Source organism: Kordiimonas aestuarii, from assembly GCF_025574465.1.
Classification (GTDB): domain Bacteria; phylum Pseudomonadota; class Alphaproteobacteria; order Sphingomonadales; family Kordiimonadaceae; genus Kordiimonas; species Kordiimonas aestuarii.
In genome coordinates, this window is record NZ_JAOBPP010000021.1 from 312,917 (window position 1) to 328,176 (window position 15,260).

15 protein-coding genes and 1 pseudogene are annotated in these 15,260 nt (G+C 56.3%); 7 read left to right on the top strand and 9 right to left on the bottom strand.

Annotation, left to right across the window (positions count from 1 at the left end):
• Nucleotides 1-68: 68 nt before the first annotated feature.
• Entirely contained in the window at nt 69-1,403 is a 1,335-nt protein-coding gene (locus OEU85_RS14115) for a spinster family MFS transporter (RefSeq protein WP_262692149.1), read from the top strand.
• 102 nt (nt 1,404-1,505) lie between these two features.
• The gene (locus OEU85_RS14120) at nt 1,506-3,113 is read left to right on the top strand and encodes an amidohydrolase family protein (RefSeq protein WP_262692150.1); all 1,608 of its coding nucleotides are present in this window, start codon (nt 1,506-1,508) and stop codon (nt 3,111-3,113) included.
• A gap of 80 nt (nt 3,114-3,193) precedes the next feature.
• Here the strand turns inward: OEU85_RS14120 and OEU85_RS14125 are convergent, their stop codons facing one another.
• From OEU85_RS14125 to OEU85_RS14145, 5 genes are all read right to left on the bottom strand, one after another.
• Entirely contained in the window at nt 3,194-3,748 is a 555-nt protein-coding gene (locus OEU85_RS14125; RefSeq protein ID WP_262692151.1) for a PAS domain-containing protein, read from the bottom strand.
• Nucleotides 3,749-3,893: 145 nt separating this feature from the next.
• A complete protein-coding gene (pspC, locus tag OEU85_RS14130) occupies nt 3,894-4,286 on the bottom strand; it encodes an envelope stress response membrane protein PspC (protein ID WP_262692152.1) in 393 nt (130 codons plus the stop codon).
• Nucleotides 4,273-4,500, bottom strand: coding sequence for an envelope stress response membrane protein PspB (pspB, locus tag OEU85_RS14135; RefSeq protein ID WP_262692153.1), 228 nt, complete (start codon nt 4,498-4,500; stop codon nt 4,273-4,275). Before pspB ends, pspC begins: the two co-directional genes overlap by 14 nt.
• Before the next feature lie 77 nt (nt 4,501-4,577).
• Nucleotides 4,578-5,294 carry a phage shock protein PspA gene (gene pspA, locus OEU85_RS14140; protein WP_262692154.1) on the bottom strand — a complete coding sequence of 239 codons (717 nt, stop codon included), beginning with the start codon at nt 5,292-5,294 and terminating at the stop codon, nt 4,578-4,580.
• 197 nt (nt 5,295-5,491) lie between these two features.
• Nucleotides 5,492-5,659: a hypothetical protein gene (locus tag OEU85_RS14145; protein ID WP_262692155.1), complete on the bottom strand. Its 168-nt coding sequence runs from the start codon at nt 5,657-5,659 to the stop codon at nt 5,492-5,494.
• A 225-nt stretch (nt 5,660-5,884) separates the two neighbouring features.
• Here OEU85_RS14145 and pspF point away from each other — a divergent pair, with 225 nt between their 5' ends.
• Together pspF and OEU85_RS14155 are read left to right on the top strand one after the other, a co-directional pair.
• Nucleotides 5,885-6,904: a phage shock protein operon transcriptional activator gene (gene pspF, locus OEU85_RS14150; RefSeq protein WP_262692156.1), complete on the top strand. Its 1,020-nt coding sequence runs from the start codon at nt 5,885-5,887 to the stop codon at nt 6,902-6,904.
• A gap of 47 nt (nt 6,905-6,951) precedes the next feature.
• On the top strand, nt 6,952-7,305 hold the full coding sequence (locus OEU85_RS14155) for a hypothetical protein (RefSeq protein ID WP_262692157.1): 354 nt from the start codon (nt 6,952-6,954) through the stop codon (nt 7,303-7,305).
• Here OEU85_RS14155 and OEU85_RS14160 read toward each other — a convergent pair whose 3' ends face one another.
• Nucleotides 7,306-8,658, bottom strand: a complete 1,353-nt coding sequence (locus tag OEU85_RS14160) for a putative O-glycosylation ligase, exosortase A system-associated (RefSeq protein ID WP_262692158.1) — start codon at nt 8,656-8,658, stop codon at nt 7,306-7,308.
• A 131-nt stretch (nt 8,659-8,789) separates the two neighbouring features.
• Here OEU85_RS14160 and OEU85_RS14165 point away from each other — a divergent pair, with 131 nt between their 5' ends.
• The gene (locus OEU85_RS14165) at nt 8,790-10,478 is read left to right on the top strand and encodes an amidohydrolase (RefSeq protein WP_262692159.1); all 1,689 of its coding nucleotides are present in this window, start codon (nt 8,790-8,792) and stop codon (nt 10,476-10,478) included.
• An 82-nt stretch (nt 10,479-10,560) separates the two neighbouring features.
• Here the strand turns inward: OEU85_RS14165 and putP are convergent, their stop codons facing one another.
• Nucleotides 10,561-12,063 (bottom strand): sodium/proline symporter PutP, encoded by a 1,503-nt coding sequence (gene putP, locus OEU85_RS14170; RefSeq protein ID WP_262692160.1) that lies wholly within the window; start codon nt 12,061-12,063, stop codon nt 10,561-10,563.
• A gap of 359 nt (nt 12,064-12,422) precedes the next feature.
• On the opposite strand from putP, the gene OEU85_RS14175 reads away from it, so the two are divergent.
• Both OEU85_RS14175 and OEU85_RS14180 read left to right on the top strand, forming a co-directional pair.
• Complete coding sequence (locus OEU85_RS14175; protein ID WP_262692161.1) at nt 12,423-12,956, top strand: hypothetical protein; 534 nt, start codon at nt 12,423-12,425, stop codon at nt 12,954-12,956.
• Between the two features lie 111 nt (nt 12,957-13,067).
• A complete protein-coding gene (locus OEU85_RS14180; RefSeq protein WP_262692162.1) occupies nt 13,068-13,520 on the top strand; it encodes an HMG-box domain-containing protein in 453 nt (150 codons plus the stop codon).
• A gap of 478 nt (nt 13,521-13,998) precedes the next feature.
• On the opposite strand, the gene OEU85_RS14185 is transcribed toward OEU85_RS14180, so the two are convergent.
• The gene (locus OEU85_RS14185; protein ID WP_262692163.1) at nt 13,999-14,409 is read right to left on the bottom strand and encodes a hypothetical protein; all 411 of its coding nucleotides are present in this window, start codon (nt 14,407-14,409) and stop codon (nt 13,999-14,001) included.
• 152 nt (nt 14,410-14,561) lie between these two features.
• Nucleotides 14,562-15,210 (bottom strand): annotated as a pseudogene (locus OEU85_RS18635) (transposase).
• Nucleotides 15,211-15,260: the final 50 nt, after the last annotated feature.

The following is a 15,260-nucleotide window of genomic DNA, read 5'->3' on the forward strand; positions in this document are numbered from 1 at the left end:
GTGTCTAAAGGATCAGGCCAGATAGTTAAAGGCCAAAAACCAAACGACCAAAGCGAGGGGAGCGCTGAATGTCATCCAACCAACCGGGCTATCCACGCCCTGCTTACGCCTGGTATATGGTCGTGCTTCTGCTCGTCATCTATACCTTTTCCTTCATTGACCGCCAGATTCTGGGCCTTCTGGGGCCCGCCATCAAGGCAGATTTTGGCATCTCAGACACACAGTTTGGTGTACTGACCGGTTTTGCCTTCGCGGTATTTTACACCGCCTTCGGCCTGTTGTGCGCGCGTTTCGCCGACAGCGGAAACCGTCGCCTGCTGATTGTGATCGGCCTGTTTCTGTGGAGCCTGATGACAGCCGCGTCGTCGCTGGCACGCAGCTTCATGTCACTCTTTATTCTGCGCATGGGCGTGGGCGTGGGTGAGGCAACCCTGGCACCGGCCGCCAACTCCATGCTGGCGGATACCTTCCCCAAGGAGCGGCTGTCAACCGCCCTCTCCGTCTACTCAATGGGCATTCCAGTGGGGTCAGCACTTGCCTTTATCGTTGGCGGCGCGGTGATCGACTTCGCTGAAAAGCTACCTGATATCGATATCCCGGGGTATGGCCTGATGGGCGGCTGGCAAAAGGCCTTTCTGATGGTGGGTGTGCCCGGCCTGTTGCTCACGCTCCTCATGTTCACCATCAAGGAGCCTGCACGCAAGGGTACCGCGGGGTCTGCTACCAGCATCCCGATCCGGGAGGTGCTCAGCTATTTTTGCAGCAAGGCGCGCGCCTACAGCAGTGTATGCATCGGTGTGTCGATGAACGCTGCGCTCGGGTTTGGCAGTGTGATCTTCCTGCCGTTCTTTTTTGTGCGCTATCATGCCATGGCACCCTCGGACGTTGGCATCACCTTCGGGCTTATCTCGCTCATCACCGGCCCCATGGGCCTGCTATTCGGCGGCTGGCTAGCCGACAAGCTGTATAAATGCGGACGCAAGGACGCCCATATCCTCGCGCTGATGGCCGCCCCGCTCGGGTTTGCCATCCCCGCCTTCACCCTGCCCTTCATTCAGGACACAACCACGGCATGGGTTGTACTGGCCTTCTCCAACTTCTTCATCAATTCGCCAAGCGGCGTGGCATTCGCCAGCCTGCAGATCATCACGCCGAACCAGATGCGTGGGCAGATCATTTCCATCTATGTGATGTGCACCAGCATCATCGGCTATGGTGCCGGGCCCTTCGCGCTTGGCTTCTTCACCGATTATATCTTCGGGGACGAGATGAAGCTGAACCTCTCCTTCTTCCTGCTCGCGCTGATTACGGTGCCCGTGGGCATTGGCGCCTTCCTTTGGGGCCGCAAAGCCTTCGCCCGCGCCGTGGTGGACGAAGAAACGCGGCTGGCGGAGAGCGGCTGACATCCTCAAGCGGACAGGGCGCGGTGCAGACAGGCCTGTACCGCGCGCCAAAATTATGTACTCTAGGCCCCGATACCACTGAAGGGGACGAAGGGGACCAGGATGCGCATGTTGCACCGCGCCGCAGTTACGATTGCGGCTATGTTTCTGACCAGCACCAGCCTGTTGGCCGATGGCGAAACCAAAGCCGAACTACGTGACGCACAGGAGGGCGAGGGCCAGTATGGCCGCCTTGTGCTGCGTGGTGGCTACATCATTGATGGCACCGGCGGGCCGGCATACGGCCCTGCGGATGTGGTGATTGAAAACAACCGCATCACCGAGATCAAGGTTGTTGGCACGCCGGACAGCCCCATCAAGCCGGAAGGCCGCCCCGCCAAGGGCGACCGTGAGCTTGATGTGACCGGCAAATACATCCTGCCCGGCTTTATTGATGTGCACACCCATATCCATGGCAAGGATTTTGGCCAGGGCGTCAGCCCGGAATATATCTTCAAGCTGTGGCTTGCGCACGGTGTCACCACGGCGCGGGTTGTGGGGTATAGCGGCTTTGAACGCACGCTGGATTTCAAGCGCCGCAGCGCTGAAAACAAGATCACCGCACCGCGCCTGCTCGCCTACCCGGAATTTGATGGTGTGGGGAGCGTGAAGGAAGCCCGGGAGATCATCCAGCGCTATAAAAAAATGGGTGCTGACGGTGTCAAGTTTCTCGGCAACCCGAAAAAGATCCTGCTGGCGGGGCTTGATGAAGCGGAAAAACTAGGCCTTCGCACCACAATGCACCACGCACAAACCGCTGTGACCGACGCCAATGTGCTGGATACTTCAGCCCGCGGCCTTGATAGCATGGAACACTGGTACGGCCTGCCCGAAGCCATGTTTGAGGACCGGCTCATTCAGGATTATCCATCTGACTATATTTATACTGACGAGATGGACCGCTTTGGCGAAGCAGGCAAACTGTGGAAACAAGCGGCCAAACCGGGATCTGACAAATGGAACGAGGTGATGGATACGCTTCTGGAGCGTGATTTTGCCATCAATCCCACCTTTACCATTTATGTCGCATCACGCGATCTGATGCGTATGAGCCGCGCCGTATGGCACGACGAATATACCATGCCTGCGCTGTGGGATTTTTACCGCCCGAGCGAAGTTGCACACGGGTCCTACTGGTTTGACTGGACGACCGAGCACGAGATTGAGTGGAAGAAGAACTACAAGCTGTGGATGCAGTTCATCAATGACTATAAAAACCGTGGCGGCAAGGTCGGCGTTGGCAGCGATACCGGTTATATCTACAGCCTCTATGGTTTTGGCTACATCCAGGAGTTTGAACTGCTGCAGGAGGCCGGGTTCCACCCGCTGGAGGTCATTCGCTCGGCCACCTATATCGGCGCGCAGGAGCTGGGCATGGAAGACGAGATCGGCGCGGTTGAAGTAGGCAAGATGGCCGACCTTGTGGTTGTGGATGAGAACCCCTTGCATAACTTCAAGGTTCTCTATGGCACCGGCGCGGTGAAACTGAACCGGGAAACTGGCCTTGTAGAACGCGTGGGCGGCGTCCGCTGGACCATCAAGGACGGCATCATTTATGACGCATTCAAACTGCGCGCTGATGTGCGCGAGATGGTGCGTGAGGCCAAAATTGAAGCCGGCATGAACCCTGACAAGCCACTGGCAATCGCCAACAGCCCGGCCAGTGAATAAATGCTGACAGGGTAATAAAACAAAGGACGGTGACACCATCGCCCTTTGTTTCACGGGCAGAGCCCCGAAGTATTGTGCTCCTAGCGGGTAGGCTGGTTGGGAAGGTTCGGCAGGCCGGCACCGATGTCAACACCAATGCACCCCAGGTCATTTGCGCCTGCGCTCACAAGCCCGCCAAGGTCATCGGCCGGACCGTCGCCCCATGCATAATTGCCGAACAGATAATAGTGCCCCAAGCCGCCACGACCGAGAAGGGGCAGGCCCAGAGCTTGAGCCGCGCGCTTGGGATCGTTATTATAAACCAGATCCATGCTGGTAAGGGTGCCGCATCCATAGAAGGACATGGCTTCGAACCAGCCAGCCAAAAATTCTCTGACTTCAGGCACAAAATACTCAAGCATGTTGAAACCTACCGGGTTCTCCTGCTGGCGCGCCGCAACTGCCGTGCCCATCACCCGGTATTCATAGCGGGCGCGGTCCACCCTTTCGACCAGCACCACATTGGGAAGCGCTGCTCCCAGTGCCATGGGATTGAACTTGTCACGTGTTGGCACAAGCTCGCCGTCAACCCTCAGGCTGTCCCACACTTCATAGACTGTCCGGAAAATCGGGTTATCCTGAATACACCTAATCATACACGCGCCCCATTCAACGACTGTGATCATAGTATTAGGGGGCTGCCGGGCCTCAGGCAACGGTAAACGCGTATAAAAAGAGGGCGGTGAAATCACCGCCCTTGTCTTTCACGTCCGGAGAGGTCGGAAAGAGAGTGTCTAAGCTTTAGTCTTCGAGGGCCCTAAGCTCGCGCTCCAGACGGAAACGTTTGCTGGTCATATAGGCCTCCATGTCGCTGGTGCGACGTTCGATATCGCGGAAGCGGCGGCGCAGTTCAGCCGCGGTATAGTCCGGGCTCTTGCGGGTCTGACGCCAGAATTCTTCTTCCTCATCATCGCGGTAGAGATCGTCGGGCTGGGGATCCAGCGCCATGCCAAGTACCAGATACCCGATGATGAAGAGCCAGAAGCCAGTGAATATAGCACCCACAACAGTCAGAAACCGCACCAGGCCAACCTTGACGCCGAGGTAATCGGCAATGCCAGCACAAACCCCCATGAAGCGACCCTCTTGCGGGATCTTGTAGAGCTTGGTGGGACGTGTTTTATAATTTGTCATGATGGCGGCTCCTCCAGTCGGGAACTTCATCGTCCATGATGCGTTCCATGGTGCGCAGGCGCTCTTCAAGACGGTCGGCGGCGCTACGCAGGTCACCGAGCGATGCTTCGTCTTCAGCCGTGATGCCCTTCATCTGCTTCCATTTCGTAATGTAATGGAAAATGATCCAGAGCGGGAAGACCACCACCAGCAATAGGATTACAACAACTTCCATTTTATCAGCCTCTTCCTCTTTTTATTTTTGTTTTGGCCTGCCACCGGGAGGGCGTGCCACCCAGTGGCAGGCGCTGATTATTTCGATGCTGCTTTTTTAACAGCCGGAGTGGAAGCGGGTGCTTTTTTCGCAGATCCGCCTGTTGTTTTTGCCTTGAGTGCTGCGAGCTCCTGCTCGATGTCATCATCGGCTTCCAGTTCGCGGAACTGGTCTTCAAGGTTCTCACCGCGCCCCATTGTCATAGCTTCTGCTTCACCTTCAAGGCGGTCAAGACGGGCGTCAACCTTGTCGAAACGGTCAAACGCGTCCTGAATACGACCATCATAGAGGTTCTTGCGCACACGCACCTGATTGGATACCGACTTGTGGCGGGCCTGGATGCTGGCCTTTTTCGCACGGGCTTCCCGAAGTTTGGCATCAAGCTTGATGACGTCTTCTTCAATACGGGTCAGCGCGTCCTGAAGATGCTTCAGTTCTTCCGTCAGGTGCGTTTCCATGTCAGCCACTTTGGCTTTTTCAATCAGGGCACCCTTGGCAAGGTCGTCACGGCCTTTGGAGATGGCAAGCTCTGCTTTTTTCTCCCACTCGGCCTGTGCCTTTTTCACCTTGCCGATCCGACGTTCAAGGTCCTTCTGGTCCGCGATCGTCTTCGCGGCGGAAGACCGGACTTCAACCAGCGTGTCTTCCATTTCCTGGATAACCATACGGATGATTTTTTCCGGATCCTCGGCTTTGTCGAGAATGGCATTGATATTTGAGTTGATAATGTCGGTCAGTCGGGAAAAAATACCCATTTTTTGTTTCCTTTCTTAGGGTCTCGCCCTTTTAAGCTTCCTCGCTACGTGTCCCGGGTGGCATTCGCTGGCCATTTTTTGGGACGTCCTCCCCGATTTATGCATCGGGTGCAACCTGGGCCGGATTTATATCTTTTGGCCTCTTTTTAAGCTGCTGCCCGGCGTCCCTCGCTTGACGCCGGGCACAAGGTTCAGAACTAGTGCAGACGGCGACGGCGACGTTCGATGCGGCGCGTGCGGCGGCCAGTAACATTCCGGCCTTCCGACTGGCGGATCAGGCCGAAGCTGGCAATCAAACCATCAACTTCCTCGCTTGTCCGGTTGATGCTGGAAAGTGCCGAGCTGAGTTGCAACATCTTGTTCATTGTCTTGTCCTCTTAGTTCTGTTTTCGCTGTCTGTTATTGTTGTTGTCAGTCATTTTTTTTAATCATCTCTCGCTGACACCCCTATATTTGCAGGGTGCGTGCCAGTTTTTGTAAAAATCATAAGCTATTGATTTTAAAAGTTATTTAATTTTATCCCTTGCAAAGACCACACAAAGCTATATAATTATTCCCAATAGTTAGTAATTTTTACTTAGTATTGGCACATGGAAATCAGACAAGATCAAATCATCGGCAGTTCACCCGCCTTTCTGGACCTTATGGACCAGATCAGCCGCGCTGCTCCCCTCGACCGACCCCTGCTGGTGATCGGCGAGCGCGGGACCGGCAAGGAGCTGATCGCGGCACGCCTGCACTATCTGTCAAATCGCTGGAACCAACCGTTTCAGAAAATGAACTGTGCGGCCCTCGCTGAAACCCTGCTTGAGAGCGAGCTGTTCGGCTACGAACAAGGCGCCTTCACCGGTGCGCGCGGCAGACGTGCCGGTCGTTTCGAAGCTGCGGACGAAGGCAGCCTGTTCCTCGACGAGATTGGCACCATGAGCATGGCCGCACAGGAGAAGCTGCTGCGCGTCATAGAATATGGCGAGTTCGAGCGGGTCGGTGGAAATGACACCATTGAAGTAGATGTACGTGTGGTCGGGGCCACCAACATCGACCTGCCGGCGGCGGCGGCGGCCGGCGAGTTCCGGCACGACCTCCTTGACCGGCTGGCCTTTGACGTACTGACTGTACCGCCTCTTCGCGCGCGCCGCGAAGACATTATGACGCTGGCTGACCATTTCGGGCGCAAGATGGCACGCGAACTCGAATGGCTGACTTTCCCTGGTTTCAGCGAGATCGCCACCGAGGCGATGCTCGATTACCACTGGCCTGGCAACGTGCGGGAACTCAAGAACGTGGTGGAGCGGGCTATCTACTGCGCCTGGGACGGAGAGCGGCCCATCTGCAACATCAATTTCGATCCATTTGACAGCCCTTACCGCCCGGCCGCCCAAACCCCCAAAAGCACGCCCCCTGTAAACGAAGAACCCAGACAGGGAGACCAAAAACCGGCGCTGCCGAAGGGACGGTTCGACTTCCGTGCGGAAGTTGCTGCCCATGAAAAGCGCCTGCTTGAACACGCACTCAAGGAAAACCGTTTCAACCAGCGAGCCGCCGCCAGTCATCTGGAGCTCAGTTATGACCAGTTGCGCCACGCCCTCAAGAAGCACAACCTTCTATAAGCCATATCCTGCTTGACCACACCCCGGGGCGGCCCCATAGTGCCGCCATGTCCGATAACCCGTTCATCAAGAAGCGCCAGCGCAGCCGCCGGAAAGCCACTTTCCTGTTGGGTACCCGCAACATTATCGGGCTTGTTGTCCTCAGCCTCGTCGCTTATGCCGCGTTTCGCCTCTGGGTTGGCAATCCCGCGGATACAATGTGCGATGGCGAATGCGAGAGCATGTACAGCCTGTTTGCTTCAGTGTTGGGCTTTTTCATGATGTTTGCTGCCGTTATCACCGCGGGTGCGGTGATCGGGCTTGTGGTGGCGTTGATGCGGCGTACGGCAGGGTCAGGAGAAAGTACTTTCGCACGCATGCACCGCGATGCCGAAAGCCGGGAAGATCACCCCCCACAATAATTACCCCGCCTGGTTTTGCGCTGGCTGAGATTGTGTGCGCTGGCTCACCGGCCTGGGAGGCGCCCACTTTGTGGAAGCGGCGACCGATACCCCGCCTTGATTGACTGTCAGTTGCTTGGTCAGCAGGTGGTTGCCGACGTTGGAGCACATCACAACAACCGCCATATAGTGATAGAACAAATCAAATGTTGCGATATTCACGGTCAAGCCCCCCACGGCATACCCTACCAGCCCCAACTGGAGTGCCGCACTCAACTCGCCCAGCCATCTTGTCTGCTCATACGGCCTGAAACGTTTGGCATTTGTACCTGCAGCATACCAAGCCGTAAACAACATGGTCAGAAAGAGAAAAAGCCCCCCATAGCCATGCTCGCCTAAAACTTCGAAATAGACCGAATGCGGTGCCCGACCCTTATGACCTGGTGGAAGATAAAGTTCGAGGGCACGCCTGACATAAAATACATTAAACCCCCCGCCTTCAATCGGATTTTCATCAGCAAGGTTGGAAGAGAACTTCCACATAACCACACGCCCGAGAAAGCTGGAATCCTCGGTCGCACTTTCCGTGGACTGAATACGAGCCTTCCAACTGTCGGGAACAAGAAAAAACCCACCAACAATCAAAGGAATCGACACAGCGAGAAGCTTGAAACGATACTTTGACTTCAGAAGCATCATACCCAGCACACTGGCGAGGGCGACAAAACCACCCCTTGACTGGGTGCCGACGATGGAGACGATGATCGTCAGTGTCGCCCCGATTGCAGGCCACTTGAGTAATCTATGCGGCGGAAATTGAACCAAGTATATGGAAAGCGGCAGCAGCATGGCCATCGCCATCGCGAGTTGGTTGTTATCTTCCATCATGCCGCCTGCGCCCTGCACACGTCCAGAGCCGCCAGTTATGAAAGTAAACAAGCCACCCTTTATGCCGATAAACATAAGCGAGGCCGCCATAACATAAACGAACGCTTTCACGCGATTGGGAGACTGCATCACCGCCGTAGCGACAAAAGCGAACAGCATCACCTTGAACAGATACAGCAGTTTCCCGGACGAGTAGTTGGGCTCAAAAGCTGTAAGCGTGGTGAAGGCTGTCCATAGGAAATAGAGCAGCATCGCAGCAATCACCGGGTGTCCGGGCAGGTTTTTTTTATCTTTGCTGAGAATAAGTCCGAGAAAAGTCAGGGCCGCCACTGCGTCAAGGAAGGGAAAGCTTCTGGCAAAGCCGAATGTCTGCTTGTGCGGGTTCATATGCGAAATCCAGTCCCACAACAAGACCCCGACATAGGGTTTGAAGACGACAAAGGGCATCCACATCAACAACAGCAAGGCTACAATCGCGCCGCGCATGCACCGCTTCCTTCACAATAAATCAACCCGCCCGCTGCACTTTGGCAGACAGGGGCCCCATTACGCAAGTGTATCGCTTGACAGGCCTTTTTGAAACCATAGCATGGGCGTATCTCAGGAGGAGGAATACAATGCGCCACTTTGCCCGGCTATGTGCCGCCCTGTTGATGGGGGCCAGCGCGGCTTCCGCACAGGATAGCGTGAGTACCGCCACACAGAATGCCGCAGATATTGTCATCTGGGGCGGACCAATCTACACCGCCGATGACACCATGCCGCAGGCTGAAGCTGTTGCCATCAAGGGCGGGCGTTTTATCTACGTTGGCTCGCGTACGGGGGCTGAAGCCATGGTTGGCAACGCCACAACGGTGATGGCGCTTGATGGTGCCGCCCTCTTCCCCGGCTTCACGGATGCTCATGCCCATATGGCAGGCATTGGCCAACGCGAACTGACCCTCAACCTTGAAGGCACGCCTTCCATTGAGGCGCTCAAGGAAACACTGGTCGCCTGGGCCGCAGACCATGATGCGCCGCTACTCTATGGTCGCGGCTGGATTGAAACCCACTGGCCGGAAAAGCGTTTCCCCACGCGCTGGGATATTGACGCCGTGCTGCCTGATATGCCGGTTATCCTGACTCGCGCTGACGGTCACGCACTTGTAGCAAACTCAAAAGCGCTCGAGATCGCGGGGATCGATGGGTCCACACAGCCCCCTTATGGCGGCGATATCCTGAAAAACGCGCTCGGCGAACCCACCGGGATGTTCATTGATGCGGCGATGAGCCTGCTGAGAGGCCTTACCCCTGAACAAACAGAGGCAGACCTTAATCAACAACTGAGCGTGGCAAGCGATGTATATGCCCGTTACGGCTGGACCGGCATGCATAACATGTCTGTACCTTGGTCCCATGTTGAGGCACTTGAGATGCTGACCGGCACCGGCGATGTCAAAATCCGCGTCTATAACTCCATCGAGCCCGAGGATGCGGACAATCTTTTTGTCGGCGGGCACCGCACCAGCACAAATGGCCATATCGTCACCCGCGCGATCAAGCTTTATATGGACGGGGCGCTCGGCTCGCGCGGGGCGGCCCTGCTAGAGCCTTATGCCGACGCGGCGTCATCCGGCCTGCTATTGACCACCAAAGAAGATACCATGCCGATCCTCAGGAAAGCGCTGTCGCTTGGTATTCAGGTCAACACCCACGCCATTGGCGACCGGGGCAACCGCCTGTTGCTCGATTGGTATGAGGAAGTGATGGACGAGATCCCCAGCGTTGAACGCGCCATCACTGAGCCACGCTGGCGTGACGAGCATACCCAGATCGTCAGCCCGGAAGACATCCCGCGTTACAAGGCACTGGGCGTAATCCCCAGCATGCAGCCAAGCCACGCGATTGGCGACCTGCACTTCGCACCCGACCGGCTGGGCGAGGAACGCCTTGTCGGCGCCTACGCATGGCAAAGCTTTATCAATAGCGGGATGATCGTCGCCGGTGGCTCGGACGCGCCGGTTGAACGCGGTGACCCGCTGATTGAGTTTTACGCTGCTATCTACCGGCATGACCTCGCGGGTTTCCAAGGGGACAATTGGCACGCCGAAGAAGCGGTCAGCCGGGCGGACGCGCTCAAGATGTTCACGCTGTGGCCAGCCATCGCCTCCTTCGCAGAAGACGAGATCGGCTCCATCACGGTGGGCAAGCAGGCGGACCTGACCGCTTTTTCCGTCAACCTGATGACGGTGGACCCGGCGGAAATCCCCAAGGCGGAGGCCGTAATGACCATGGTGGAAGGCAATGTGATCTACATAAAGGAATAAGCCACATCAGCCGTTACAAAATGGCCCGGCTGCGTGATGCGGCCGGGCCATTCGTTTTTTTTATGCTCAGGGACAAGCTACCTCAGGACGCCATCCCGTCGGCGAGTGCTTTTTCCATCTTGGCAAAACCTTCCCGCACACCAGGACCGGGAGGTGCGGTCAAGAGGCTGACGATGATGGTCGTGAGTGTGGAGACGATCACCCCCGGAATGATTTCATAAAGCACCGCGCTCGCGGCCTCACCACCGAAGGTAATGGGCCCGTAAATCCATACAAGCACGGTTACCGCGCCGGCAATCATGCCGGCAATGGCACCCTTGGCGTTCATGCGTTTCCAGAACAGGCTCATGACAACAAGCGGACCAAATGCCGCGCCGAACCCAGCCCAGGCGTTGCTGACCAGCGACAGCACGCTTGACGACCGGTCATAGGCAAGGCCGATGGCGATCAACGCCACCACCACAACCGACAGGCGGCCAATCGTCACCAGTTCTGTCTGGCTGGCGTTCCGGCGCACAAAAAGCTTGTAGAAATCTTCCGTGAGCGAGCTTGACGACACCAGAAGCTGGCTTGAAATCGTGCTCATGATCGCCGCCAGGATCGCCGCCAGCAGGAAACCGCCGATCAGCGGGTGAAACAACAGCTGCGACAGCACGATGAAAATCGTCTCCGGGTCTTCCAGCGACAGGCCGTTTTTGGTCATATACGCAAGTCCGATGAAACCGGTTGCCAGTGCACCGATCACCGATACAAACATCCAGCTCATGCCGATGCGGCGCGCCTTTGGCACATCACCAACGGACCGGATAGCCATGAAGCGCACAATCACATGCGGCTGGCCAAAATACCCCAACCCCCACGACATGGCGGAAATGATACCGACAATGGTGATCCCGCTTGTCAGGCTGACAAGGGTGGGGTCGATATTCCGCGTGACGGTCATCAACTCCCCCATACCATCAAAGTCAAAGAAGGCGACAGTGGGCACCATCACCAGCGCCACAAACATGATACAGCCCTGTACAAAGTCCGTCATGCTGACCGCCAGGAAACCACCAAACAGTGTATAGGTCACCACCACGCCCGCGGTGATATACAGGCCGAGCTCGTACGACAGGCCAAACGAGCTTTCAAACAGCTTGCCGCCCGCCACCACGCCAGACGACGTATAAAGCGTGAAAAACACAATGATCACGATGGACGGGATGACACGCAGCAGCATGGAGCGATCCTCGAACCGGCGCTCAAAAAACTCCGGCAGGGTGATCGCATCCTCCGCCACCTCGGTATAAACACGCAGGCGGGGTGCCACAATCAGATAATTGGCAAACGCCCCCAGAAACAGGCCGAAGCCCAGCCACGCGTTTGAAAAACCGGACAGGAAAACCGCCCCCGGCAGACCCATCAGCAGCCAGCCGCTCATATCCGAGGCACCCGCCGACAGCGCCGCGAGCCCCGGGCTCAATTGCCGCCCGCCCAGCATATAGCCGGACACATCGTCGGTGGAGGTGCGGTAGGCATACAGGCCGATCCCGAGCATGGCGATAAAATAGAGCGCCAGTGAGACCAGTGTACCGATTTCCATGTCATTCTCCTGTTGTTGTACGTCTCGTGCACATGCGTAAGGCCGCATTCCTGCGGCCCATAGCTGTGCGATCGCTTAAAATGACTAAGGCCCCCGCACTGCAGAGGCCTTGAATGTCAAACTCTTGGTTGGCCAGCTTATGCCATGAAATGCCCATTTTTGTCAAACCAGCCCCTGATGCAGGATCGTGGACCGGCCAGCAAACAGGGGCGCACACCGCACACCATTGGCACCGTGGCGCGCCATCAATCAATCGTGATATGGTCCCATTTTCATGGATGCACGGCCACGCCTTGCGGTACATTTGTCATAGCCCCTCACGGCACACACTATATTCAAATCACTGGAAAGGTCCGACCATGTTGTCCCTTAAAACGCCAACGATTGCTCTCGCCCTCCTCGCATTGACACCGGTTACCCACGCCGATGATCATGCCCGGGAGGTCGGTAAAAGCCTGAACCACAAGATGGAAGTACCAATTGCGGAGGTTCCTGCCGCGGTGCTGGCCGCCGCAACCGCCAAGCGCCCCGCGCTCAAGTTCACTGAAGCAGAGAAAGAAATGCGCGGCGGGCGGCAGTATTTTGACCTTGAAGGTCATGATGACACGGGTAACGAGATCGAGCTTGATATGATGCTGGACGACGACGGCCAGTGGCAGGTGGTGGAAATACAGCGCGATGTACTGTGGGAGATCGTGCCCGCGCTGGTACAGGAAGAACTGCTGGGCCATGTGCCCGGCGTCAAACCCGCCCGCATTATTGAAAGCGATCAGGACAATGGCACCATCATTTATGAGTTTTACACCCGCGACGCGAACGGTATTGAGGCCAAATACGAAGTCTCGCTGACCGGCGAGGAAGCAACCTTCCTCAAGGAAGAATGGCAGCACTAGGCATTAAAGCCAGGGGCGTGATTACATATTGCGCCTCCGTGTTGCCATTACATTGATGCGCTGCCTGACCACGACCCGGTCGCGGATTACCTTGAGCGGCTGGCGGATGGTTTGGTATCGGGAAAAAGCAACCTTGAAGCTGTCGCCACTGAGGCCCGCAGGGTGCTTGACGGCGCCGCCGGCCTGGAGGGACTGTCAGACTTCGGCAGCAAGGCCTTGTCCGCCATTGCTGTCGGCATGTCCGGCCAGTTCAGCAGCAGCGAAATAATCGCCGCAAAGCAGGAGAGGAAATCACGTGTTGGCGCATCGGTGCAGGGCGCGTTCCAGCAATCAAACATGAGCGGCAACCCCACTGATTTTTCAAAAAGGCTGATCACGCAATATTCCTCAATGAGTGCTGAGGAAAGGGAGGCCGCCGGGCTGGACCAGAGCTATTACGATGCAATCGTCAAAAACTATGAGACATCCATGCGCATATCACAGGCGTTGAGTGCGAGCACATTTACCGCTGGCACCGCGTCATGCAGCAGCAACGGCAGCATGAGCCTGCTTAACTTCCTGTAAAGGCGCGCCGGAAAGCCTGAGCACATGCAGCGAACCGGTGCAACGCCCCGCAAGGTTACGCGCAGGACGCGCAGGCGGACAACCGGGAACAACCAGTCGCGCAAGCCTTGCCATGGCAAAACACTATCACCAGTTGCACGCCTGAGCAATTAAGTATTGTGTCCCCGGAATTCATACCCCGGAACCACCAATCTTGCCATACGAGCCATAAAAGGAAACTAGGAAACAAAGACCGGGACGTCAATAACAGTATACTGTCCCCGGAATTTCGGAGCCGGGCAAGAACCGACGCCTGCTCAGGAGGCTCAGGGAACTCGACCAGCTCCCCAAGCGGGACCAGGACGCCGTCATGCGCACCATCGACGCTTTCCTATCGAAAGCCGGATAGCGCAACACAACGCCGCCTTCCTCTAGCGGCTATCATCCAACATCACCGCGTGGGCAAACCCCTCACGCGAAGGCGGAGCCTATGGCAACGCTAAATAACTGTCGGCGGAACGACAAATGTATGACGAATGAAGCTCTTAACCTTTTCTGGGTTATATCGCTGAACCGCGGACAATGGAATATTTGTCACACCCTCATTAGCTCTGAGAGACCGCAACATACGGTGCATATAGAGGAGAAGGTGTTGTTTATCGTCATAACCAAGGCGCTTCGCTCGATGCAGCGCTTCTGAAGCTCGGCGAAGATATTGAGCGCACTGCACATGGTTGTCCTGTGCATAAAATGTATATGCAATCAACAAACTTTCCGTGCAAATCAAAGGGCGCAGCTTCTGTATCCTAAGTAGGTTTTCTCTACATTTCGCCAGTTCATTCCTCGACACAGCACGAAGTGCCTTAAAGCGCCACACACGCACCATAAAAGCTGCTTTAAAACTTAACATGACTAATCACCACAGGCGTTTAACCTCCCCATCCATCAAATAGTGATGCGATATTATCCCAGATCGTTGGCTGAGGAGGAGGTATATCATTAGTAGCTCGGCCAACGTTATTCGTTGCATTTTTGAGCTGAGGAAATTCTGGGGACAGTATACTATTTATCATCACTGACAGCCCTCTTGGGGCGCCCCGGCCGTTGGGCGGCGAGGCGTCTGCCCTCTTGCTTTTCCAAGTGTTCAACCCAGGCAGCAGCGCCAAGTGGCCTGCCTGTGCGCGCGTGCATTTGCAGGCGCTTCATTTCCGCGTTCTCCACGCCACCCTGCAGCAACGCCGCCCAATCCGGCACCTCCTCTAGCAAGGGGGCAACCTTCACAAGCGCATCATCTTTGCCCTCAAGATGCGCCCGGGCGCTTGACCATACCCGCCCGCACCGGGTTCAGCTCCACATACCGCGCGCAGGCAACCAGATGCTGCTCGTCCATCACAAAAGACGCAAAACGCTCCTGCCACAGATGGCCGCGCGCGCCTTCCCGGAAATTGATCATGCGGGTATAGCGACGGTGCGCTTCACCGAGCACGGCACGCAAGCCATCTTTATGGCAAGGCACCATGATCAAATGCACATGGTTCGGCATCAGGCAATATCCCCACACCTCGGTGCCTGCTTTTTTGCAAGCCTCAGACACAAGGGCCAGATAGTCCGAATAATCGCTGTCCTGCATGAAGGTTGCCATACGCCGCACCCCACGCTGCGTTACGTGATGCGCATACCCCGGAACCACCAATCTTGCCATACGAGCCATAAAAGGAAACCAGGAAACAAAGACCGGGACGTCAATAACAGTATACTGTC

Coding starts and splice junctions, on each gene's coding strand:
- OEU85_RS14115 (WP_262692149.1), top strand. CDS start 69: ATGTCATCCAACCAACCGGGCTATCCACGCCCTGCTTACGCCTGGTAT.
- OEU85_RS14120 (WP_262692150.1), top strand. CDS start 1,506: ATGCGCATGTTGCACCGCGCCGCAGTTACGATTGCGGCTATGTTTCTG.
- OEU85_RS14125 (WP_262692151.1), bottom strand. CDS start 3,748: ATGATTAGGTGTATTCAGGATAACCCGATTTTCCGGACAGTCTATGAA.
- pspC (WP_262692152.1), bottom strand. CDS start 4,286: ATGACAAATTATAAAACACGTCCCACCAAGCTCTACAAGATCCCGCAA.
- pspB (WP_262692153.1), bottom strand. CDS start 4,500: ATGGAAGTTGTTGTAATCCTATTGCTGGTGGTGGTCTTCCCGCTCTGG.
- pspA (WP_262692154.1), bottom strand. CDS start 5,294: ATGGGTATTTTTTCCCGACTGACCGACATTATCAACTCAAATATCAAT.
- OEU85_RS14145 (WP_262692155.1), bottom strand. CDS start 5,659: ATGAACAAGATGTTGCAACTCAGCTCGGCACTTTCCAGCATCAACCGG.
- pspF (WP_262692156.1), top strand. CDS start 5,885: ATGGAAATCAGACAAGATCAAATCATCGGCAGTTCACCCGCCTTTCTG.
- OEU85_RS14155 (WP_262692157.1), top strand. CDS start 6,952: ATGTCCGATAACCCGTTCATCAAGAAGCGCCAGCGCAGCCGCCGGAAA.
- OEU85_RS14160 (WP_262692158.1), bottom strand. CDS start 8,658: ATGCGCGGCGCGATTGTAGCCTTGCTGTTGTTGATGTGGATGCCCTTT.
- OEU85_RS14165 (WP_262692159.1), top strand. CDS start 8,790: ATGCGCCACTTTGCCCGGCTATGTGCCGCCCTGTTGATGGGGGCCAGC.
- putP (WP_262692160.1), bottom strand. CDS start 12,063: ATGGAAATCGGTACACTGGTCTCACTGGCGCTCTATTTTATCGCCATG.
- OEU85_RS14175 (WP_262692161.1), top strand. CDS start 12,423: ATGTTGTCCCTTAAAACGCCAACGATTGCTCTCGCCCTCCTCGCATTG.
- OEU85_RS14185 (WP_262692163.1), bottom strand. CDS start 14,409: ATGTTAAGTTTTAAAGCAGCTTTTATGGTGCGTGTGTGGCGCTTTAAG.